Origin of the sequence: Alteribacter salitolerans, assembly GCF_016901055.1 — a bacterium.
In the GTDB taxonomy this organism is placed as follows: domain Bacteria; phylum Bacillota; class Bacilli; order Bacillales; family Salisediminibacteriaceae; genus Alteribacter; species Alteribacter keqinensis.
Genome location: NZ_JAFEUX010000010.1, coordinates 41734 through 63022, shown reverse-complemented (window position 1 = coordinate 63022; position 21289 = coordinate 41734). Strand labels below are relative to the sequence as shown.

20 protein-coding genes are annotated in these 21289 nt (G+C 44.8%); 11 read left to right on the top strand and 9 right to left on the bottom strand.

The features are described 5' to 3' along the window. Positions 1-151: 151 nt before the first annotated feature. A complete protein-coding gene (locus tag JSY36_RS16850; RefSeq protein WP_205167237.1) occupies positions 152-1039 on the top strand; it encodes an NAD-dependent epimerase/dehydratase family protein in 888 nt (295 codons plus the stop codon). 41 nt (positions 1040-1080) lie between these two features. Here JSY36_RS16850 and JSY36_RS16845 read toward each other — a convergent pair whose 3' ends face one another. Further along, on the bottom strand, positions 1081-1530 hold the full coding sequence (locus JSY36_RS16845) for a GNAT family N-acetyltransferase (RefSeq protein ID WP_122896178.1): 450 nt from the start codon (positions 1528-1530) through the stop codon (positions 1081-1083). Between the two features lie 222 nt (positions 1531-1752). Here JSY36_RS16845 and JSY36_RS16840 point away from each other — a divergent pair, with 222 nt between their 5' ends. Together JSY36_RS16840 and JSY36_RS16835 are read left to right on the top strand one after the other, a co-directional pair. Next, a complete protein-coding gene (locus tag JSY36_RS16840) occupies positions 1753-1929 on the top strand; it encodes a hypothetical protein (protein WP_205167236.1) in 177 nt (58 codons plus the stop codon). Next, positions 1929-2981 carry an N-acetylmuramoyl-L-alanine amidase gene (locus JSY36_RS16835; protein ID WP_205167235.1) on the top strand — a complete coding sequence of 351 codons (1053 nt, stop codon included), beginning with the start codon at positions 1929-1931 and terminating at the stop codon, positions 2979-2981. Before JSY36_RS16840 ends, JSY36_RS16835 begins: the two co-directional genes overlap by 1 nt. Before the next feature lie 474 nt (positions 2982-3455). Here JSY36_RS16835 and cydS read toward each other — a convergent pair whose 3' ends face one another. From cydS to JSY36_RS16825, 3 genes are read right to left on the bottom strand one after another with little or no spacing between them, the layout of a single operon-like run. Continuing rightward, positions 3456-3578, bottom strand: a complete 123-nt coding sequence (cydS, locus tag JSY36_RS20725) for a cytochrome bd oxidase small subunit CydS family protein (protein WP_272873317.1) — start codon at positions 3576-3578, stop codon at positions 3456-3458. Positions 3579-3591: 13 nt separating this feature from the next. Continuing rightward, positions 3592-4605, bottom strand: a complete 1014-nt coding sequence (locus JSY36_RS16830) for a cytochrome d ubiquinol oxidase subunit II (protein WP_205167234.1) — start codon at positions 4603-4605, stop codon at positions 3592-3594. A 14-nt stretch (positions 4606-4619) separates the two neighbouring features. After that, positions 4620-5981: a cytochrome ubiquinol oxidase subunit I gene (locus tag JSY36_RS16825; RefSeq protein WP_205167233.1), complete on the bottom strand. Its 1362-nt coding sequence runs from the start codon at positions 5979-5981 to the stop codon at positions 4620-4622. Positions 5982-6303: 322 nt separating this feature from the next. Between JSY36_RS16825 and JSY36_RS16820 the strand changes: the two genes are divergently transcribed. After that, the gene (locus JSY36_RS16820; RefSeq protein WP_205167232.1) at positions 6304-6798 is read left to right on the top strand and encodes a carboxymuconolactone decarboxylase family protein; all 495 of its coding nucleotides are present in this window, start codon (positions 6304-6306) and stop codon (positions 6796-6798) included. A gap of 44 nt (positions 6799-6842) precedes the next feature. Then, on the top strand, positions 6843-7472 hold the full coding sequence (locus JSY36_RS20860) for a LuxR C-terminal-related transcriptional regulator (protein ID WP_205167231.1): 630 nt from the start codon (positions 6843-6845) through the stop codon (positions 7470-7472). A 372-nt stretch (positions 7473-7844) separates the two neighbouring features. On the opposite strand, the gene JSY36_RS16810 is transcribed toward JSY36_RS20860, so the two are convergent. Both JSY36_RS16810 and JSY36_RS16805 read right to left on the bottom strand, forming a co-directional pair. After that, entirely contained in the window at positions 7845-8645 is an 801-nt protein-coding gene (locus JSY36_RS16810; RefSeq protein WP_205167230.1) for a hypothetical protein, read from the bottom strand. Then, positions 8638-9177: an RNA polymerase sigma factor gene (locus JSY36_RS16805; RefSeq protein WP_205167229.1), complete on the bottom strand. Its 540-nt coding sequence runs from the start codon at positions 9175-9177 to the stop codon at positions 8638-8640. The genes JSY36_RS16810 and JSY36_RS16805 overlap by 8 nt, the downstream gene beginning before the upstream one ends. A gap of 742 nt (positions 9178-9919) precedes the next feature. Here JSY36_RS16805 and JSY36_RS16800 point away from each other — a divergent pair. Together JSY36_RS16800 and JSY36_RS16795 are read left to right on the top strand one after the other, a co-directional pair. Further along, the gene (locus JSY36_RS16800) at positions 9920-11686 is read left to right on the top strand and encodes an ABC transporter ATP-binding protein (protein WP_205167228.1); all 1767 of its coding nucleotides are present in this window, start codon (positions 9920-9922) and stop codon (positions 11684-11686) included. Then, complete coding sequence (locus tag JSY36_RS16795) at positions 11683-13695, top strand: ABC transporter ATP-binding protein (RefSeq protein WP_205167227.1); 2013 nt, start codon at positions 11683-11685, stop codon at positions 13693-13695. Before JSY36_RS16800 ends, JSY36_RS16795 begins: the two co-directional genes overlap by 4 nt. 139 nt (positions 13696-13834) lie before the next feature. Here the strand turns inward: JSY36_RS16795 and JSY36_RS16790 are convergent, their stop codons facing one another. Beyond that, positions 13835-14458 carry an NAD(P)-dependent oxidoreductase gene (locus JSY36_RS16790; RefSeq protein WP_205167226.1) on the bottom strand — a complete coding sequence of 208 codons (624 nt, stop codon included), beginning with the start codon at positions 14456-14458 and terminating at the stop codon, positions 13835-13837. A 156-nt stretch (positions 14459-14614) separates the two neighbouring features. Between JSY36_RS16790 and JSY36_RS16785 the strand changes: the two genes are divergently transcribed. Next, entirely contained in the window at positions 14615-15349 is a 735-nt protein-coding gene (locus tag JSY36_RS16785) for an urease accessory protein UreH domain-containing protein (protein ID WP_205167225.1), read from the top strand. A gap of 261 nt (positions 15350-15610) precedes the next feature. On the opposite strand, the gene JSY36_RS16780 is transcribed toward JSY36_RS16785, so the two are convergent. Together JSY36_RS16780 and JSY36_RS16775 are read right to left on the bottom strand one after the other, a co-directional pair. Then, the gene (locus tag JSY36_RS16780) at positions 15611-16141 is read right to left on the bottom strand and encodes a transcription repressor NadR (protein ID WP_205167224.1); all 531 of its coding nucleotides are present in this window, start codon (positions 16139-16141) and stop codon (positions 15611-15613) included. Then, positions 16086-17279 (bottom strand): IscS subfamily cysteine desulfurase, encoded by a 1194-nt coding sequence (locus JSY36_RS16775; RefSeq protein WP_205167223.1) that lies wholly within the window; start codon positions 17277-17279, stop codon positions 16086-16088. Before JSY36_RS16775 ends, JSY36_RS16780 begins: the two co-directional genes overlap by 56 nt. A gap of 97 nt (positions 17280-17376) precedes the next feature. On the opposite strand from JSY36_RS16775, the gene nadB reads away from it, so the two are divergent. The 3 genes from nadB to nadA are packed head-to-tail and all read left to right on the top strand — an operon-like array spanning position 17377 to position 20886. After that, positions 17377-18960: an L-aspartate oxidase gene (gene nadB, locus JSY36_RS16770; RefSeq protein ID WP_205167222.1), complete on the top strand. Its 1584-nt coding sequence runs from the start codon at positions 17377-17379 to the stop codon at positions 18958-18960. Next, on the top strand, positions 18929-19780 hold the full coding sequence (nadC, locus tag JSY36_RS16765; RefSeq protein ID WP_205167221.1) for a carboxylating nicotinate-nucleotide diphosphorylase: 852 nt from the start codon (positions 18929-18931) through the stop codon (positions 19778-19780). Before nadB ends, nadC begins: the two co-directional genes overlap by 32 nt. Beyond that, positions 19777-20886 carry a quinolinate synthase NadA gene (gene nadA, locus JSY36_RS16760; RefSeq protein WP_205167220.1) on the top strand — a complete coding sequence of 370 codons (1110 nt, stop codon included), beginning with the start codon at positions 19777-19779 and terminating at the stop codon, positions 20884-20886. The genes nadC and nadA overlap by 4 nt, the downstream gene beginning before the upstream one ends. Positions 20887-21289: the final 403 nt, after the last annotated feature.

Sequence of the window (21289 nt, the reverse complement as noted above, 5' to 3'; positions counted from 1 at the left end):
CGGGATTGCCAGCGGTTGTCAAACTTTTCCTTGAACATTTTTACAAGGAGTGTTGGGAATTGTCCTCAAAGGCTAAGATTACGGGCATTAGAAGGAAAAGGCCGTGTGAGTATAGAAACAGCATTAGGGGAAGAAAAAGGAGGAAATGGCGATGTCGAGAAAAATACTTGTTTTAGGCGGCACACGATTTTTTGGGAAAAGGCTTGTGGAGAAACTTGCGGCAAATGGCGATGACGTTACCATAGCAACCCGCGGACAGCAGGAGGATTCATTTGGCGATCAGGTAACCAGAGTCAAAGTGGACCGCAGTGAACGAGAGTCGATGGAGATTGTCTTTAATGGAACGAAATGGGACCTGATTTATGATCAGATTTGCTTTTCACCGGATGATGCAAAAATTGCGTGTGATGTGTTTAAGGAAAAAACCAGGCACTATGTTCTGACATCGACTTTGTCCGTGTATGGCTTTGATGAAAAAGAATTAAAAATTGAAAAGGACTTCGATCCATATACATACGAAATTACCATGGGTGGGAGAGAGGATTTCAGCTACGGAGAAGGAAAACGGCTGGCGGAATCCGTGTTTTTCCAGGAGGCAAGCTTCCCTGTAACAGCCGTTCGCCCTCCGATCGTTTTAGGAGAGGATGATTACACGGAGCGGTTGCATTTTCATTTGGAAAAAGTGCTGAAGGAAGTGCCGGTCCTTATTTCAAACGTGCACACCAAGCTTTCTTTTGTAGAAGCGGGAGACCTTGCTGACTTTCTGTTCTGGACAGGGAAGAGTGAGTTGCACGGACCTGTTAATGCCTCATCACCGGATCAGGTATCGCTGGGGGAGTTAATCGCCATGATTGAACAGGAAACCGGCCGGGAAGCGAAGATTGCAGCGCCGGAGTCACCTCAGAACCAGTCCCCCTTTAATTTTCCCGCATCAACGTATCAGGATGTGTCACTGGCTGAAGCTTCGGGGTATACTTTTAAACCCCTTACAAGTTGGCTGCCTCAGCTGATCAACCATATTCATTCTCTTTATAAGTAAGTCTCAACAAACCACCAGAACAGTTCTGGTGGCTTGTTTTTTTAGAGGGTATCAATTTTTAAGATCATTGTAACGTGAGGGATACCGTCTTCCAAGTATTCATCTGAAACTTCTTTAAACCCATGCGACTGGTAGAAGTGTTTAATATAAGTCTGGGCGGAAAGGGTTATTTCGGTCTCAGGATTCTTTTGGAGGATAAAGCGAATGGCACGCTCCATGAGGTCATTCCCGTATCCTTCTCTTCGGAATTCCTTGTTTACAATGACACGGCCGATTGTATATGGAGCATTCCTGTCTTCTGGAGGGAGTATTCTGGCATAGGCAATTATCCGGCCGTTTTCTTGTTTGAAAAGGTGGCAGGCTGTTAAGTCTTTATTATCAATTTCAGGATATGGGCACTTCTGTTCAACGACAAAGATATCGACTCTCTCTTTTAAAATGCGATAAAGTTCTGGAGTGGTAAGTTCTTCAAATTGTTTTAAATGCCACATTGTATCACCTCCGGTTATTTTTAGTTTAATCGAGGCGGACAGACCATTCAATCATCGGCATTCGTACATTTTTCCTTTATTATAGGTCTTTGGTTATGCGTAATTTCACACGCAGCATTTACTGTAGTAAGGAGTAGACAACCTATTTATTAATAATCCTGTGTGCTCATTTATCATTTATGAAATACTGTCTGCTCTATTAGTCCAAAAGGAGAATGACATTTGAGGGAACATACTGAATGTGTTTACTGTGGAAGAACGATAGAGAGACTGAATATTGAAACCTTTAAAAGGGGTGAACATGGAGAACCTGAATGTGATGATGCTGCGTGCTCAGAATTTCGTGAAGCTGGTGTTATCTCTGATGATGACATCTATGTTGAAGGAGGCGAGGTGTAATGGTATTGCCGATTAATTTAGGAAGACCAGTCAGGATTTTCATAGATCCAGGTCATGGCGGAAGTGACCCTGGGGCAGTAGGGAACGCTTTACGGGAAAAAGACTTATGTCTGAGTACAGCTTTAAGGCTGAGAGATATTCTTCAATCCCAGTTTCAAAATGTTGAAGTGCGTCTGAGTCGCACAACCGATGTTTTTGTAAGTCTTGCAGCCCGGGCTCAGGCTGCAAACAGCTGGAATGCCGATTTATTTGTTTCGATTCATTATAACGCCGCAGTTGCAGCAGCACGCGGTTTTGAGACTTTCCGTTTTACGAATGCACCGAACCGGACCCGTCAGATTCACCAGGAAATGCACCGTGTCATGTACAATCAGGCGTGGCGGGGACGCACACTTGATCGTGGTACAAAATCGGCAGGCTTTTATGTACTCCGCTACACAAACATGGCTGCCATTTTAACAGAAGGAGGCTTCGTTACGAATGCGCAGGATGCTAACTTCCTTCGTTCTTCAGCCTTCATTCAAGAAGCAGCAGCAGCCCATGCTGAAGCGATTGCTGCCTTGTTTTCGAATGTCCGCAGAAGAAGCAGTGGAGGTTCAACGGGAACGGGTGAATGGACCGGACAGGTGTTAAGAAATGGTGACCGTGGAGCGCTGGTTCGCAGTTTGCAGGAAAAACTGCTTAATCTTGGGTACGATCTTGGCTCGTTTGGTGGCGATGGTATTTTTGGCAACGCCACTGAAAATGCTGTCCGTGCCATTCAGCGCAGTGCAGGAATAACAGTTGATGGAATAGCGGGACCGCAGACGTATCAGGCAATCCAGAATGCACGGCCGTCAGGGCTTCTCGTTATTGTAGATGCAGATACACTCAATGTCAGAAGCCGGCCTTCCTGGGACGCCAGTGCTGTAGCGGGAACGGTCCGCCGAGGAGAAGCTTTTACGGTGATAGAACGAGTTAGTGTTCCAGGAAGCAGTACCGACATGTACCGGTTAAAAAGCGGGCTGTATATTACGACGAGCGAAAGCTTTGTCCGGACCCGGTTAGTCTAGAGAATAACAGAGGCTGAGTTGAAGGTTATCTTCATACAGTCTTTTTTTATGAAAGAAAACGTTTACTTCACCCGTGAAGACAGCTGTGGTTATCTAAAAACATCTAAAGAATGATAGCCTAAATCTCGAATTGCAAGTTCGTTGTACTTAATACTTTCAACGGTATTTTGTGCAAAGGCTACATCACACTCTCTCCCTTCCTGCAAGCACTCAAATAAGAATGTAAAAGAGGATGCAGCCGGAATGTTCGAGACTCCTGCGGGAGCAACGAGCGGTTACACCTCGAATAAGCTGCGAGTTGCTTCGACGCACATCTCTACGTAGCGTTTCTGGTAGAGGAAGAAGCAGGCATAAACCGCCCGGAGGCTCACCGGCGCCCCCGCGGAAAGCGAAGGGCATTCCGGCTACATCCTGACTTCTTCTGCTTTAAAATTTGTAAATCCCTTAACTTGATGGCTATGGGGACAGACCCCGTCAGTCTTTGTCCTCCAAATAGTGAGGGGGCTTTGCTTTTGCTCCCCAGATAAACATGAAGGCAACCGCGCCAACGAGAACAAGGGGAGGAGCAATCATGATAAGAAAGAATGTCAAATCCATTGTTATTCCTCCTTTATTTTTTCCCTTCTACGTATTCTGCGTCAAACAGGAACAGACGCATAAGCAGAATAAGGGAAGGAATCAGAAGCAACAAACCGCCGATAAACGCAACAATCAGGGCGATAGCCATCGCTTCATTTGTAAATCCATCATAAATGGTCAGGTACGGATACAGAAGATACGGCAAATGTGCCGCTCCGTATGCAAAAAAAGCTGTAAAGAACTGAATCATCACAAGTACAAATGCCGTACCGTAATTACGGCGCTTCCAGATCAACACTGTGGCACCCACAAATGTCACAAAAGAAATACCGAACATCCACCAGAGATCCATCATGTTTGAAAAGTGCTCCGGATTTCTTTTTCCAAGCAGAAAGAACACCACAATCCCGGTAATAATCGTCGGCAGAGACCATGACAGGGCGTACTTACGGACAACTTCAAGTGCAGGCTTATCCTTTGCCCTGCTTGCGTAATAGGTCAAAAATGCTGCAGAAATAAACAGGACACTTACAATTGCAAGAAACACAACACCCCAGGAGTAGGCACTCGTAAAGAGCTCCCCGTAAAGCAGCTGAACGTTTCCGTTCTCCACAGACAAGTACCCGCCTTCAGAGATGGTAAGGACTGTTGTTAATGAAGCGGGAATTAAAAGCCCGGTTGCTCCGTACAAAAACGAATAAAGGTGACTGTCTTTCGCACCGTACGTAGCAAAGGCATAATAAGAACCCCGGAGTGCAAGGAGAATGATGGCAATGCTTCCCGGAATTAGAAGTGCTGTCCCGTAGTAATAAGCCGTGTCCGGAAAGAAGCCGACAATTCCCACGAAGAAGAAGACCAGAAAGACATTTGTTACTTCCCATACAGGAGAAAGGTAACGCTGAATAATATTATGAACCACATGTTTTTTATTTGTAATACGGCTGTAGTAGCTGAAGAAACCGGCGCCGAAATCAATCGACGCCACAATTAAATAGCCGTAAAGGAAAATCCAAAGTACCGTTATACCAACGACTTCATAACTCAAGGTCGGTACCTCCTTTATTCATTGCTGACACGTTTTGGCTGTTCCATGCCGCGTTTTTCAAGCTCGTGTTCAACAGGGTTTTTCTTGAACATTCTGCGAAGAACAACTGCACATGTAACACCAAGAATGATATAGAGTGTAACGAAAAGGACGAACATAATATCCACGTGTGCGGAAGTAGTTGCACCTTCTTCTGTTCTCATGATGCCGTTAATAATCCATGGCTGGCGTCCGACTTCTGCGAAAACCCATCCGGATTCAATAGCTATCATGGATAGCGGCCCGCCTGCTGCAACAGCCCAAAGCAACGGTTTGTTAAGCGGGTTCCATTTCTTCCTCCAGCTAATGACAACAAACAGAACGGAAACAGCAGCCAGGTACATTCCGATACCGACCATCAGGTCAAAAGCGTAGTGAACCCATAGCGGGGGAAGTTCGTCTTCCGGGAAATCGTTAAGGCCCACAACTTCAGAACCAGGTGTACCTCCCGCTAAAATACTGAGAGCATATGGAATTTCCAATGCATATTTCACTTCATTGTCTTCCGTAAGAATCCCTCCCAGTATCAGAGGCGCTTCCGTTTCTGTTTCAAAATGCCACTCGGCTGCGGCAAGTTTTTCAGGCTGATATTCGTGAAGGTATTTACCGGATAAGTCACCAATCACAGCCGTTGCAATAGCGAACACAGCACCTGAAACCATCGTTAGGTGCAATGCTTTTTTGTGATACACATGATTGTTTCCTTTAATCAGATGGATTGCTGCAATCGTACCCAGGATGAACGCTGATGTCAGGTAACAAGTGATGATCACGTGAGCAACTTTAGTCGGTGTTGCAGGGTTGAACATGGCAACCAGCGGGTTAACATTTGTAAGTACACCATCCACAAGTTCAAAACCTTGAGGGATATTCATAAATCCGTTTACTGTTGTAATGAAAAATGCCGAAGCAGAAGCTCCGATAACAATAGGGATAACAAGGAGGAAGTGCTTCATCTTACTCTTAAAGCGGTCCCATGTGTACAAATAGATACCGAGGAAAATCGCTTCGAAAAAGAAAGCGAATATTTCCAGGAACAACGGCAGACCGATTGTATGTCCGGCTGCCTGCATGAAATTCGGCCACAGGAGACTTAACTGAAGTCCAATCGCTGTACCGGTTACGACCCCTACGGCAACGGTAACAACAAAGCCCCGTGCCCAGCGTCTGGCAAGTAATGTATAGTGAGGGTCATTACGCTTGATCCCCATCCACTCTGCAATGGCAATCATAAGTGGGACACCAACACCGATTGTGGCAAAGATAATATGGAAGCCAAGTGTCAGTGCAGTAAGAATTCGGCTGTATATGACCGGATCGTATTCAAATCCAAACATACAAGATCCCCTTTCATTCTAATAGGCATAAAAATAGCGGTCAGGGCAGACACATCTATCACTGTACCTATCATATTAAATGTGAAATAATAAACATATAAGTGATAACACCTAATTTAACGTGAATTTGTGAGCAAACTTTGAACAGCTTGTGACGATAAATGAACAATGCAAAATGAAGCGTTTTGATATTGGTTGATGGCTGAATGTTTTCCATTGCATGTTGTGAAACCGGGTAATCAATAATATAGATACCTGGATTTGTTTAAATGATGAGCAACTGCGTTTAAGACAAAAAAGAATATGGATGGAGCGAAACAGTATGCCATGGATTAAACCCGTAAAACAGACAGAAATAAAGAAGATGAAGGTATATGATCAACTCGAACCGCCGGTGTCCGTTTTTCACAGGCTGATGGCTCACACCCCGGATCTTTTAACCAACTTTACCCCATTACAGCAGGCAGTCAAACAAATCGGAGTAGGAGAAGAGTTAAGAGAGATAATTATCACCTATGTTTCAGCAAGAAACTGTTGTGATTACTGTACAAAAAGCCATAAAGAATTTTTAGTAAAGCTGACTGACGAAGATACTGCCGACAATCTTGTAGCAGATAACCTCGAAAAATTTGATACAAAGGTTAAAGCCGTTCTCATTTATGCCAAGAAGCTGACAGTTAACCGGAACGAGCTTAGAAAAAAAGAGATTGAAAACCTGAGAAAAGAAGGATTCTCAGAACAGGATATCGTGGAAATTAACCATTTAATTGCCTACACAAGCTATACAAATCAACTATCTATTGGTTTGGGGCTATAATACTTTATGAACAAATTGTTTCATAAAAGGGGAGGGGAGAAAACGTGCGCTTCATTATATCAGAGGAACATGACTTAATCCGCTTTGGATTGACGCAACTCTTAAAAGACTTATTTCCCGTGGAATACATTTTGGAAGCAAATGAAAAAGCTGAAGTGTTTGCTTTATTGGAAAAGTATCCTTTTGACTGGCTGTTCGTGAATCCCGAAACCTTAAAGTATGGAACAGCGGGGGAGGTTATTGAAAAAGCTCATAAAAAAGACTCTGAAATTAATGTAGTAATTCTCCTGGGAAAACACGGGTATGTAGATCCTTCCTTTCTTGATCGGTACAGTATTCTGGGAGTGATCCGGCACGATGAACCTCTTGTAGATTTAATGGCTGCCCTTGAGTCCATGAAGGAAGGGAGAACACATTATTCTTTTTTTTCTTCTTCCAAGAAGGGAAGTCGAAGGGTTACTCCGTCGATTTACCTGACCCAGAGAGAAGAAGAGGTGTTTTCACATTTGATAAAAGGCTTCTCTGTTGCCGAGACTGCTGAATCACTTGGAGTCAGTCACAAAACCGTTGAAAACCACCGTCATAACCTTCGCAAAAAACTTAACGCATCATCCCACCATGAACTCATGAACGAAGCGGTAAAGCTGGGATATCTTGAGTATAAGGATAGGTAATAGTGCTGTCAGTGAATGGGACAAAAGTGTTTTAGTCAACAAGAATCAAAACGAGTAAAATACGGTGCAAATAAATCGGTCCTGAAATATACGTCGCTTTCCGCAGGATGGCAGGTACCTCCTTGTGCTGTGCGAAACCACTGAAAAAGTCAAAGCGCGGTAATATTGTCACTAAATCAGGGCTCGAATGCCAACATAAATCAATTTTGATTCTTTAATGAGGTCATTATCGTTTTATAAGATTGGAGCGAATGCGCGCTACTCCTGCGGGAGGAGCGGGTTCCGGGGAGACCCCGGAAGCGCAAAGCGCTGAGAATCAAGCCGCCCGCGGAAAGTGCAATGAGCGGAAATCAACATAGCTTTTCTGACAGGTTATCTGAACATAAGCTCATCAACAAACAGCTTCGCAGACTGAGTGAATCTGCCTTCGGATAAGGAGGCAGGTTTTTTTACTCGGATCTCAAACCAACCCTCTTTATGGTCTAATAAAATCTGATACTGAACTTCAGAAGGAGCACTGTCTCCTTTTACCCAGTATGACTTCATCTCCCCTTGAGACAGAGTAATGTCTGCTTCATGGTTTTCTGTATATCCTTCAGATGCCAATTTATTTCTGAATACCGACTCAATGACTTCGGGATCTTCTTCAGGATGATGAATGATCTGAATGAAAGCATCCTCTCTTTCAACAGCTCCGTACATGCTGTAAAAAGTTACACGGTCACTTTCATTTGAACTCACTTCAAACTGTTCCTCAATATATGTTGAAAAGCCTATCTGTTCATTTATATAAAGGAGATATTCGAACGTTTCAGGCATACCCTCCAATTCATACTCATGAATAAAGGTATCATCCCTGGATGCATATTCTTGATTCTCCTCCACATGAACACGATCATCTGGTTCCTCATTTTCAAGGTCATCAGCAGGTACAGCAGGGGGCTCCTGGCTCACATTGTTTTCGCTCATGAGGTAAGAACCACCGAGGATGCCTCCCCCGATCACGAGCAAAAGGGTGGCTGCCACATTCAGAAAAGCCATTCTGTATTTCTTTGGTTTATTCATGGGAGCTTTTTTCACATTTTCATAAATCGTTTCAGGAGGCTTGGAAAGAGGCTGATTTTCATAACCTTTACTGAGCTCCTTCATTCCTTTTTCAAAACGGTCACTCATCTGTAAAACCTCCTTTTTTCATAGCTGCTTTCAATTTCTCTTTTCCTCGCTTCAGCCTGGTTTTAACAGAGTTTTCTTTCATCTCCATGATCAGCGAAATCTCTGATAACGGCCGGTCATGAAAGTAATAGAGGACAAGGGGTACCCGGTATTTCTCTTCTAACCGGGAAAGACATTCGTTCAGGGCCGCAGCATAATCACTCATTCCCTGCGGATAAAAAGATGTTATTTCCTTTTCATACTTTATAAGCTTCATACGATCACGTTTATTTTTGCGAAAGACATCTCTGCATACATTCAAGGTGATACTGTACAGCCATGTAGAAAACTTCCCGCGGGAATAAGTATCGAGAAAGCGATACACTTTAATAAACACTTCCTGGGTTATATCGGGAAGGTCACTTTCACTCACACCAATCTGGCGGGCAAATTTTTCTACCACAGGCTGATAATGAACAATTAATTCGTAGAAAGCTTCATCGTCTCCATTCAGAGATTGATGAATCCATCTTTTTTCTTCGTGATTTTCCATCTCTCTTTTGCCCCCCTCTCACCTGCAAATATAAAACGCTTCTTTTCACAAAAAAGTTTCAAGCGCATGTATGTTGCTTTTTGGTTCTGAAATTCTGGATGTTGCAATCCGGCAGAGCAAGGGGATATAACGACAACTTCAAACATGAACACCTATTTCACGCTTTGCAGATCATTTGAAAAAAATGGTTGACGAAAAGTTCAAAATAGTGCTACGATTATTACCGGATAAAGACCACATAACATGAAAGGAGGAGTACAAGATGACATTCACTAAAATGAACATCCAGGTAAAATTGAATAATTCTTGTTGTAACTCCACCTTTAGTTTATATGAGGCCGCCCTGCGTTAAAAAGAGACCTTTCTTTTTACATATAACCGCGCAGTTGCAACGTTTGACTTGTGACTGCGCTTTTTTATTTTTTCCGGCTTTAAAAGTACGGATAGGAGCACACGAGCGAGAGGCTTGTGTGCTTTTTTGGCTCTGTTTAAATTATGGTGTTGACTTCCCCTGGCCACCGATGAACCTCCGGCAGGTTTATGCCAGTGTTTTACAAAGATTATGAGCACACTTATTTCAAATAAAACGGCTGCTGCCGTTCATATAGATACTAATTTTAATGGAGGGATTTCAATGATTAAGATGGTAAAGCTCAGAAGGCTTCACACAAAAGAGCAGGAGACAGGTGGAGGTTAGCGATACAGTTGAATGCTCAGACAACAGAATAGGATGTGACGCGTAATGTTTTCAGTATTAAAGAAGTTATTATGGTTTTTTAAAGCAGAGTGGAAAAGGTATACTCTTGCTCTGTCCATATTGATATTTGTAAGTTTTCTTGAAGTCATCCCGCCGCGCCTGATTGGTATCGTCATTGATGATATTCATCAGGGAGTGATGACCAGAGATCGATTGATGCTTTTTATCGGTATTATGGCCGGGTTGATGATTGTGATCTACGGGTTCACTTATACGTGGATGAGACAGCTGTTCGGGGGCGCTTTCGTTATTGAACGGCTGTTAAGGTCCCGCCTCATGGGACACCTGATGAAAATGACACCGACATTCTATGAAAAAAATAAATCAGGTGACTTAATGGCAAGAGCCACAAACGACCTTAAAGCTATCTCCATGACAGCAGGGTTTGGTGTTCTGACACTGGTTGATGCCACCGTGTTTCTCGTCATTATCCTGTTTATGATGGGGTTTCTCGTCAGCTGGAAATTGACAATAGCAGCATTTCTCCCACTTCCGATTATGGCCTGGCTTATGAAACGGTACGGAAAAGTCATCCACGAACGTTTTACGAAGGCACAGAACTCTTTTGGGGAGCTGAATGATCAGGTTCTTGAGTCCATTGCTGGAGTAAGAGTAGTGAGGGCATTTGTAAAAGAGAACGATGATGAGGCACGGTTTAAGACCTCTACAGATGATGTTTTGAAAAAGAACATAGCTGTAGCACGAATTGACGCTCTCTTTGAGCCTACGATTAAAATTCTTGTCGGACTGAGTTACATGATCGGGCTTGGTTACGGCGCGTTCCTCGTTTTCAATAATGAAATCACCCTCGGGCAGCTTGTTTCTTTCAATATTTATTTAGGTATGCTTATCTGGCCGATGTTTGCTTTTGGAGAGTTAATGAACATTATGCAGCGGGGAAATGCCTCTCTTGACCGGTTGAACGAGACGTTTTCGTATGAAGCAGACGTTAAGGATCTGCCTCACACCATTTCGGTAGACGCTCCTGAAACAATTGCCATGGATAACGTAACGTTTTCCTATCCCAGCTCCAAGTCAGCCGTCCTTGACCGTATTTCATTGCAGGTTGAACGGGGCGAGACGATAGGAGTTGTAGGGAAAACAGGCTCTGGAAAAACGACGTTATTAAAGCAGCTTCTCCGTGAGTACCCGTCAGGAACAGGGAGCTTTACAATATCTGGTGTGGAAGTTGAGCGTATTGCACTTGATCAGACTAAAAGCTGGATCGGCTATGTACCCCAGGACCACTTTCTATTCTCTAAGACCATCAGAAAAAACGTCCGTTTTGGAAGGCCGGACGCCTCGGATTATGATTTTTACCGGGTGCTGGATCTGGCCTCTATCACGAAAGATATCGAGACGTTTCCAAAAGGGATTGAAACCATGGTGGGGGAAAAAGGTGTTTCCTTGTCGGGAGGGCAGAAGCAGAGGGTCTCTATTGCCAGAGCCCTGTTAAAAAATCCGGAAATTCTGATCCTTGATGACGCCTTATCGGCTGTAGATGCCAAAACTGAAGCCGCGATTATTACGAACATAAGAAATGAACGAAAAGGAAAAACCACTTTTATTACAGCTCATCGGATGTCAGCTGTGAGTCATGCAGACCAGATTCTGGTTATGGATTCCGCAAGAATTACCGAGCGGGGGACTCACGAGGAGCTTATGGCTTCAGGCGGCTGGTATAAAGAGCAGTATACTGCCCAGCAGATCAAAGAAAACATTGAAGAAGGAAGGGAGGTGCATAGCCAATGACACCAACAAAACGACTAATACGCTATGCCCTCGCATTTAAAAGGCCGATCTTATTCGCACTGTTTCTGCTTACGATAGCTGCAGCAGCAGAGCTTACTGGTCCGTTTATAGCAAAGCATATGATTGACAATCACATTATGGGGATTGAGCGACCGTGGTACGAAGTAAATGAAGGCGGGGAAGTGAGCTACGATAACCGTGAGTATATAAGAAGCGACCGGCACGGAGGCGGGACCGACCCGCGATCCGTCCTCCAGGTTCTCCAGGTTGGGTTAACCTATGTGGCAGCTGATGAACCTCTTGCTTTTGAAGGAGAGAGGAACCTTGAAGGAAACGTACTTACCGTTACCAGGGGAGACGAATCCGCTCAGTATACCGTTGACAGGTTAACAGCAGAAGAGGTTTATTCGTTTTTCCGTCCGGAAGTCAAGTACCTCCTTATGCTCATGGGAGGCTATTTCCTCCTTGTTTTAATAGCAGCATTTCTTCACTATCACCAGAGTTTTCTTCTGCAGCGGTCAGCGAACCAGATCATTCAGAAAATGAGAACAGATGTATTTAATAAAGTACAGCAGCTCCCTATCAAGTATTTCGACCGGCACCCTGCAGGGAAGATCGTTTCCCGTGTGACAAATGATACAGAAGCGATCAGGGAGCTTTATGTCAGGGTACTTGCGACATTCTTTACAAGTATTATTTATCTGACGGGGATTTACATTGCTCTGTTCCTCCTTGAGCCCCGACTTGCAACGGTTGCCCTTGTCCTGCTCCCAATCCTTGTTATATGGGCTATGCTGTACAGGAAGGTGGCCTCGAAGTATAACCATGTGATCCGGGAGCGGGTAAGTGATATTAACGGGAAAATAAATGAAAATATTCAGGGGATGCCCGTGATCCAGGCATTTGGAAGGGAAAAAGAAGTAAGTGATGAGTTTGAAAAATTAAATCACGAACACTTCAGCTACAACAATAAACTCCTATCCTTAAATGCCCTTACTTCGTTCAATCTTGTAAACTTATTTCGAAACATAGCCTTTGTGGGCCTTATCTGGTACTTCGGAGGCGCTTCGGTAGGTGTTGGGGCCGTCTTTTCTCTTGGTGTACTCTATGCTTTTGTCGATTACTTGAACCGCCTGTTTGAACCGGTTAACAATCTCGTCAATCAGCTGGCTCAGCTTGAAGAAGCCAGAGTTGCCGGAGAGCGGGTGTTTGAGCTTATGGACGAAGAAGGTACAGCGCTGTCCAAAGGGAGTGTTCCCCGTTTTAAAGGAGACATCAAATTTAACCATGTGTTTTTTGCCTACGAAGAAGATGAGTACGTATTAAAGGATATATCATTTTCGGCAAGACAGGGCGAAACAGTGGCGTTTGTCGGCCACACCGGCTCAGGAAAGAGCTCTATTATGAATGTCCTCTTCAGGTTTTATGATCATCAAAAAGGAAGCGTGACGGTTGATGGAACCGATATACACACCATCTCAAAGCAGGCACTCCGCGAGCACATGGCCATTGTACTTCAGGATCCGTTTTTATTTACCGGTACTATTGCCTCTAATGTGGGGCTGAACGACCCGGGTATTTCCCGTGGAGCGATACTGGATGCCCTTCATAAGGTAGGCGCAAAAGAGATGATCGATGATCTACCGAACGGGATTGATGAAGAAGTGAAAGAAAAAGGGAGTACACTTTCTTCCGGGCAGCGCCAGCTCATTTCATTTGCACGGGCGCTTGTTTTTAACCCGCCGATACTCATTCTTGATGAAGCAACTGCAAACATCGACACGGAAACAGAGGCTGTGATTCAGCAAGCCCTTGATGTGGTAAAAGAAGGACGGACAACATTTGTAATCGCACACAGGTTGTCAACAATTCGTAAAGCTGATCAGATCCTTGTTCTGAACAAAGGAGAAATTTCAGAACAAGGCAGCCACGATGAACTTATGACAATGGGTGGTATTTACCACCACATGTATCAGCTTCAGCAGGGGATTGAGAAAACAGCCGGATAGAGGGAGACCCGCGAAAGCGGGTCTTTTTTGCGATTGCAGGAGAACAAGGGAGAATGGTAGATAAATAATGAAAAATGGTTTATATGTTCACGTGAGGACAATCCTCCCTACATGGATGCGCAGCAGTCCGATCTTTTATTTATTCCGCCAAACCAACCCGGGTTCTGACAAATGCCTGGTTAAAAAATTCATGATACGTAAAAGCAGCTGTATCCCCGGTGGTGACCCGGCTGCCATCGATTGGCAGCATGTCTTTCTCATACCGGGCCAGGCCGGTTATCTCTCCCTCTGGGAGGTAAGTAGGACAGATGATAGTCCAATCGAGGTTTGTTTTACGGAAAGTATTGTATACACTCAGGTGATCCTGTGCAGCAATGGTTGTCTTTCTCTTCGATTCCTTTGATAGAAATCGGAATGTACCTGGTTCAGACCTGGATTGAAGGATCCCTGCTGTACCCACCGTAATGACCCTCTTTATTCCTTGTTCGGCCATTCCCTCACAAAGAATAGGGGTGAAGGCAGACAAAACGTTATTTTTATCTGTTGAAAGACAGGAAATAACCCCGTCCTGTCCCTGAAGTGCTTTATGTACGTCCCTTTTTTCAACGGCATTACCTTGAAACAGCCTCATGTTAGGAGGAAGTGGGGACGCAAGTTTTGCAGGTGAGCGTACGAAAAGGGTATAAAGGTGACTGCTCTCAGCAGCCAGTTTAATAAGGTGATTTCCAACTCTTCCGGTAGCTCCAAAGAGTAAAATATTCATAATGGTAACGTCCTCCTGATTTTTGCTCTATTATATCTTTCTCACAGTTGCAGTGCCAAGTAAACCGTCCATAGCGGCTGTGATGCTAACGAATTTTCAACATTGTTTTTTCACGTTATAATATGGATACAGACTGTTTGACTGGGAGAGTATATTATGTTTGAAATGATAGAAGGAATCAGTGCCATTTTGAGGGAACCGTTTATGAATGCAGCCAACCGTGCAGAGTCGATTCCCCTTTTATTTGCGTTACTTCTTGGTCTGGTGGGGGCTCTTGCTCCATGCCAGTTCTCAGGGAACCTGAGTGCGATCACTCTTTACGGATCAAAATCTGTAAATCACGGTGTTTCTTGGGCAGACTCTTTATTTTATACATTGGGAAAAGTCGTTGCATTTACCTTGATTGGAAGCATTGTCTGGATAGTGGGTCAGGAATTCCAAAGGGAGTTGACTCAGTATTTTCCATGGATCCGGCGTGTTCTAGGCCCGATGCTTATTGTAATCGGTATTTATATGCTTGGGTTGTTCACAATGAGGTGGACGGTGAGGCTGTGGAAAAAGCCAGGTCATCGATCCAGTGGAAAAAAGGGGAAATGGGGTGCGTTTATGCTCGGTTTCAGCTTTTCTCTCGGTTTCTGTCCGACAATGTTTTTGTTGTTTTTCATGCTGCTTATGCCTGTAACGTTTACGAGTGCCACAGGATTTGTTCTTCCTGCCGTATTTGCAGTAGGGACAGCCATCCCATTTCTTATTGTAATCGGGGTCATCTCCTACCTGGGAGCAGGTGGTGTTGTGATGAAAAAAGGAAGACGCCTCGGCCTTATTGTGCAGCGCACAGCAGGTGTAGTGATGATTGCCATCGGAATTCTGGACATCTCGATGTTTTGGTAAAAAACAAGTTGTTGATTCCTGCTCATTGCAAGCCGCCGCCAGGGCAAAGCCCTGAGGAGGCTCGGCGCGAGTCCGCGGAAAAGGAGTGTATTCCGTTCAACAAAGCCTGGAACATCGATGAGAGATTGAGAAATCCCCAACATTACATTTTCACAGTAGCTTTTAATTAGTTTCAGTAAAGAGGACGGCACATAACACCACCTTATGAGCCGCCCGTTTTTAATGCCATATGATGATTTCACAGATCCCGAAGTTCAAAGCCTACTCATTAAGGAGAAACCCTTCTTTAGCCAGGGCCTCAATCGCTTCTTCCAAAAGCTCAGGGCTCGGTGCTTCAAGAGTATGAAGGTGGACACCGTCGGTCAGTTCTGACAAATAGGAGGCATTATTCGCTTCAATCTTTGCAACGAATTTCTCTGCCTCTACGCGGTTGCTTACCATTATGGAGGCAGTCAGATCACCGTAGACGGGGTGCTCGACTGTGACATCCTTAACTGTTATTCCGTGGTCGACGAGAAGAAAAAGCTCGTCCTTCGTCTGGTCAGGTTTATGACAGCAGGCAACAACCCGGTGGTTTGGAAAACCGGGTTCCCGGTTTACCAGGACGTACCCCTGGGAAGTTGCCATGACGGGAATTTCCCTTGCTTTAAGTAAGGAGATATCCTGGACAATAACCTGGCGGCTTACATTCATCCTGTCAGCAAGCTGTGTACCTGTTAAAGGACTGCCGGCCGCTTTAAGCATGGTGTGAATTTTGTTTCTGCGTTCTTCCCCGAGCCATTTTTTTGGCATCCGAATCTTCCTCCGTTCTTTTTGTAATGGTTGAGATTACCTCAACCGCACGGATAAGGTCTTCCTTGCTCGTTGACAGTCCAACAGACAGGCGGACGAATTCACGAGATTCTTGTTCTGATTTCCCTATAGATGATAATACATGGGAAGCTTCTTGTTTGGCAACCTGACAGGCACTTCCCGTAGACACACAAATTCCGTAACGGTCCAGCGTGAGCATTATGTACTGCCCCTCTATTCCGGGAAGGCGGAAACCGGCGATGTGAGGACAGACCGACGTATTGTGACCTTCAATGACTGCATTTGGAACACGTGCTTTTAAGCATTTGATAAAAAATTCCCGGAGTCTGTGGAGTTCATCTTCTGCTTTTACCGGGTCACAATCCAGAACCGCTTTGGCAAATGCCGCAATCCCTGGTGTATTTGCCGTTCCGGGACGAAACCCTCTTTCGTGTGAGGGGCTTGTAAAGTAATCGAGTTCCTGCCAGTTCACACCTTCTTTTATGTATACTGCACCTACACCTTTTGGACCGTACAATTTATGTGCGGAAACACTGAGAGCATCCACGTTTAACTCCTTTACATCTATGGGCACTTTTCCAAAAGTCTGTACGGCATCCGTGTGAAATAAAACCCCTTTTGCATGACAAATGTGACTAATCTCCTTTATGTCCTGAATTGTCCCGATTTCAGAATTTCCGTGCTGAATAGAAACGAGAACCGTATCTTCCTGGATTGCTTCAATTACAACAGAAAGGGGGACCCTGCCATCTTTGTCCACATCAAGAAAAGTAACAGAAAACCCGTTTTCCTTAAGCAATTCAACAGAAGATAAGACGGAGGGGTGTTCAATCTTTGTCGTGATCACATGCTTGTCTTTTCCCTTATAAGGGGCCGTGAGAGAACGAATCGCTCTGTCGTTGGCTTCTGTACCGCCCCCTGTAAAATAAACCTCTGATGGGTCTGCTCCCAGTGCTCCTGCAACTGCCTTTTTGGAAGCTTCATAGATTTGCGAGGCCCCGTAACCACCCTCATGAAGGCTTGCTGTATTCCCATAAAATCGGGAGGCTGTTTCGTGATAGACAGCCAGTGCGGTCTGGCTCATCGGTGTTGTTGAAGCATGATCTAAAAAAATCACAAAATCCTCTCCTTTAAAAAAAACAGTTGTATTAAGTGTAAAGTTATGTAAAGATATGTGTCAAGACACCTGTAAATTTTTAAAAAGGGGTGTACATATGCGGAAATTGAATGTGATTATACTGGGCAGTGGTCTGGCTGCTCTGACTGCTGCCAGGGAATTGTCTGTGAACTGTAATGTGATAATTTTCACAAAGACTGGGAGAGCAAGCTCCTGGAAAGCACAGGGAGGAATTGCGGCGGCGGTGAATGAGGATGATGTAAAACACCATGCAGCTGATACATTATATGCAGGCGCGGGTCATGGGAATGAAAGAGCTGTGAAGACCCTTGTCCAGGACGGTGTCAGGGCTGTTCACGAATGGATTAAAGAAGGGATGTCGTTTGATAAAGATTTAAACGGAGACTTTGCCCGGTGCCTTGAAGGTGCTCATTCGGTGCGCCGTATTCTTCATGCCGGTGGAGACCAGACGGGTAAGCGGATGATGGAGCATATCCTGTCAACCTGCCTTACAATTGACCTTTTCACGGACAAGAAGGTCGTTGATCTGATCATAAATGAAGGGTCTTGCAGAGGGGTTACGGTCAAAGGGCGTAATGGAGGGATTGAGCATGTCTTTGCCGACGCCGTTGTAATTGCAACCGGGGGGTATGGAGGGCTGTTTGACTCTTCCTCTGCAGACAAATCCCTTGCAGGTGAAGGTTCAGCCCTTGCCTACAGGGGAGGAGCTGAACTGGAAGATATGGAGTTTACGCAGTTTCATCCAACACTGCTCTGGTCAGAAAATAAAAGTCACGGGCTTATTTCAGAAGCTGTAAGAGGAGAAGGGGCTGTGCTGGTAAATGGGAAAAACGAGCGCTTAATGGCTTGGCATCCGTTAAAAGACCTGGCTCCCAGAGATGTAGTTGCCCGTACACTCTATGAAAATGTGAAAAAAGGCATTCCCGTTTTTCTCGATATTCAATGCGTAACTGATATGGAAAAACGGTTTCCAACCGTAAGTGCAATTTGTAAAAGAGCTGGTGTGGATTTATATAAAGGTAAAATACCAGTCAGGCCAGGGGCCCATTTCTCAATAGGCGGAGTCCGAACAGATATAAACGGCTGTACGTCTGTAGAAGGGCTATACGCGGCAGGAGAAGCAGCTTGTACCGGGGTTCACGGGGCAAACCGGCTTGCGAGCAATTCTCTGCTGGAAACGATTGTGTTTGGAAAAAGAACTGCATCGCATATTGCTGCTACGGTCCGTCCCCGGAATATTAACACTTCAGCTACCCGTAGAGCAGACATAAAACCCTTGAAATTTCCCGAAAAGGAAGCTGTCATCAAAGCAGTATCACACGGGGCAGGAATTGAAAAAAATCCAGATGACCTTAAGGAACTCATAGGTTTTTGTGAGACGTTTCAAGTGAAACAGCATTTACATAGCCTGAGGGAAAATTGGAAGTTAAAAGAGGTTGAAGTGAGTAATATGCTCATTACAGCCTGGCTCATCGCCACATCATCTCTGATCCGGACTGAATCCAGAGGCAGTCATTATCGAAGCGACTGCCCCGTGCAGAATCCGGAGCAGTGGGAAGGAAAGAAAGTCATACGTCACATCAGTGAAAAGCTGATCAGACCTTGTTTTACAGAAGGGAGTACCGAATATGAACCAATGGATACTGAAACCAATGCTTGAAAGATGGCTGCAGGAAGATATAGGGTTTGCTGATATTACAAGCGATGCCATCTTTTCATCAGAGGAAAAAGCGTCAGCAGACTACATTGCAAAAGATGATGGGATTTTCTGCGGGAGAATGATTCTTGAAACTGGCTACGGACAGCTTGGTCTTCAAACGGACGTTACTGTATATAAACAAGACGGCGAACATGTGGTAAAAGGAGACATTATCGCTTCGGTTAAGGGATCGGTCAAGGACATTCTCATGTCAGAACGGGTGCTGTTAAACCTTATTCAGCGTCTTTCCGGTATTGCAACGGCAACCAATCAAGCGGTTCTGGAACTGGAAGGATACAACACAGCTGTTTGTGATACACGAAAGACGACGCCGGGCCTCCGTATGCTTGAAAAGGCAGCAGTAAAAGCAGGGGGCGGAAAGAATCACCGTTTCCGCCTCGATGATGCAGTGATGATTAAAGACAATCACATTGCAGCATGCGGTTCTGTTAAAGAAGCGATTGGACGGGCAAAAAAGGCGGCAGGTCACATGGTGAAAATTGAAGTGGAGGTCGAGTCCTTTGATGCACTCACTGAGGCTTTGGAAGCTGGAGCCGATGTAATCATGTTTGATAATGTCATTCCCGAAACGGCGAAGGAATGGATGACTTTTATTCCTGATCATGTAGTTGCAGAAGTGTCAGGGAGCATTACCCTGGAAGTGCTTAAAGATTACGCCGAATCCGGCGTACACATGATCTCTATGGGTGCGTTAACCCACTCGGTTAATGCCCTTGATATCAGTCTTACTTTTCATGAAAAGAGTGGTGATTTCAAGTGAGTGTACTCGAAAGTTTTTTACAGCAGCGCCCGGTCATACCTGAATTTTACAAACAGCAGTCTGACGAGGAACTAATTGAATTAATTGAACGTGTAAAAAAAGAAATGGGATCCCGCCTTTATTTACCCGGTCATCATTATCAAAAAGATGAAGTCATTCAATTTGCAGATGATACGGGAGATTCTCTGAAGCTCGCGCAGCTGAGCGCAGATAATGGAAAGGCTGATTATATTGTTTTTTGCGGGGTGCATTTCATGGCTGAAACCGCAGACATCCTGACAAGCAGTCACCAGCGGGTCATTCTGCCGGATATGAGGGCAGGGTGTTCAATGGCAGACATGGCCGACTATTCTCAGACGGAAGAGGCATGGCGTGTCCTCACATCCCAATACGGCGATACGATCATTCCCCTTACCTATGTAAATTCAACAGCGGAGATTAAAGCATTTGTCGGGAGGCATGGGGGAGCGTGTGTCACATCCTCAAATGCGAAACAGATCGTAAAGTGGGCACTTGAACAGAAGAAAAGAATCTTATTTTTACCCGACCAGCATCTGGGGAGGAATACGGCATTTGACTTGGGAATTCCTCTCAAACAGATGCGCGTTTATAATCCTGGTACAAAGATGCTTGAGGGGGATCAGAAGGGACTGGATGAGGTACGGGTTCTTTTATGGAAAGGTCATTGTTCCGTTCATGAAAATTTCAGAATGGAACATGTAAGGAAACTTCGTGAGGAAGAGCCGGACAGAAACATCCTCGTGCATCCGGAGTGTACCTGGGATGTGGTACAGGCAAGCGATTATGCCGGATCTACAAGCTACATCATTGAAAAAATCCGGACAGCTCCCAATGGCAGCAAATGGGCAATCGGTACAGAGATGAACCTTGTAAAACGATTAATCAACGCCAACCCTCACCTGGATATTGTATCTGTGAATCCACTTATGTGTCCGTGTCTCACAATGAACCGTATCGATCTTCCCCACCTGGCCTGGGCACTTGAATGTGTGGCGGAAAACAAGCCCGTTAACACGATCAATGTCCCGGCGGACGTCGCCGGAGACGGGAAGCTGGCCTTGGAACGGATGCTGGCGTTAGTTTGAAAAATTGTTCAGTTTGCATTTCCTGATTTCAGTAAAAGAAATTAAAACAGCACCCGGAGGCCATGAGTTCTTCGGGTGTTTTTCACGCTCAATGATTCACATAATTTTAAATAGTATAAATTTATTTACAATTCAAAAACAGTTCCCTATAATGAAACTGAACGATTGCTCAGTCAGGATGGCCTTATTGTCATTAAAGGCTGATTGTGTAACCATTGCTGCAGAAAAGCGGTGCTTTGAGCTGTACCGCGTAACTCACTGAAGAGGCGGCGGACCTTCGCATGATGATTGCCGGCACCACCCTGGAAAGCAAAGGAATTCGGAAACATCAAGAGTTCTTCAACAAGATAGAAATCCCTAAACCAGCAACTTTCCTGAAAAAGCTTAACAGAAAAATGAAAGC

Coding starts and splice junctions, on each gene's coding strand:
- JSY36_RS16780 (WP_205167224.1), bottom strand. CDS start 16,141: ATGCCAAAAAAATGGCTCGGGGAAGAACGCAGAAACAAAATTCACACC.
- JSY36_RS16795 (WP_205167227.1), top strand. CDS start 11,683: ATGACACCAACAAAACGACTAATACGCTATGCCCTCGCATTTAAAAGG.
- JSY36_RS16845 (WP_122896178.1), bottom strand. CDS start 1,530: ATGTGGCATTTAAAACAATTTGAAGAACTTACCACTCCAGAACTTTAT.
- JSY36_RS16800 (WP_205167228.1), top strand. CDS start 9,920: ATGTTTTCAGTATTAAAGAAGTTATTATGGTTTTTTAAAGCAGAGTGG.
- cydS (WP_272873317.1), bottom strand. CDS start 3,578: ATGGATTTGACATTCTTTCTTATCATGATTGCTCCTCCCCTTGTTCTC.
- JSY36_RS16785 (WP_205167225.1), top strand. CDS start 14,615: ATGTTTGAAATGATAGAAGGAATCAGTGCCATTTTGAGGGAACCGTTT.
- JSY36_RS16820 (WP_205167232.1), top strand. CDS start 6,304: ATGCCATGGATTAAACCCGTAAAACAGACAGAAATAAAGAAGATGAAG.
- JSY36_RS16810 (WP_205167230.1), bottom strand. CDS start 8,645: ATGAGTGACCGTTTTGAAAAAGGAATGAAGGAGCTCAGTAAAGGTTAT.
- JSY36_RS16790 (WP_205167226.1), bottom strand. CDS start 14,458: ATGAATATTTTACTCTTTGGAGCTACCGGAAGAGTTGGAAATCACCTT.
- JSY36_RS16805 (WP_205167229.1), bottom strand. CDS start 9,177: ATGGAAAATCACGAAGAAAAAAGATGGATTCATCAATCTCTGAATGGA.
- nadC (WP_205167221.1), top strand. CDS start 18,929: ATGAACCAATGGATACTGAAACCAATGCTTGAAAGATGGCTGCAGGAA.
- nadB (WP_205167222.1), top strand. CDS start 17,377: ATGCGGAAATTGAATGTGATTATACTGGGCAGTGGTCTGGCTGCTCTG.
- JSY36_RS16850 (WP_205167237.1), top strand. CDS start 152: ATGTCGAGAAAAATACTTGTTTTAGGCGGCACACGATTTTTTGGGAAA.
- JSY36_RS16825 (WP_205167233.1), bottom strand. CDS start 5,981: ATGTTTGGATTTGAATACGATCCGGTCATATACAGCCGAATTCTTACT.
- JSY36_RS16835 (WP_205167235.1), top strand. CDS start 1,929: ATGGTATTGCCGATTAATTTAGGAAGACCAGTCAGGATTTTCATAGAT.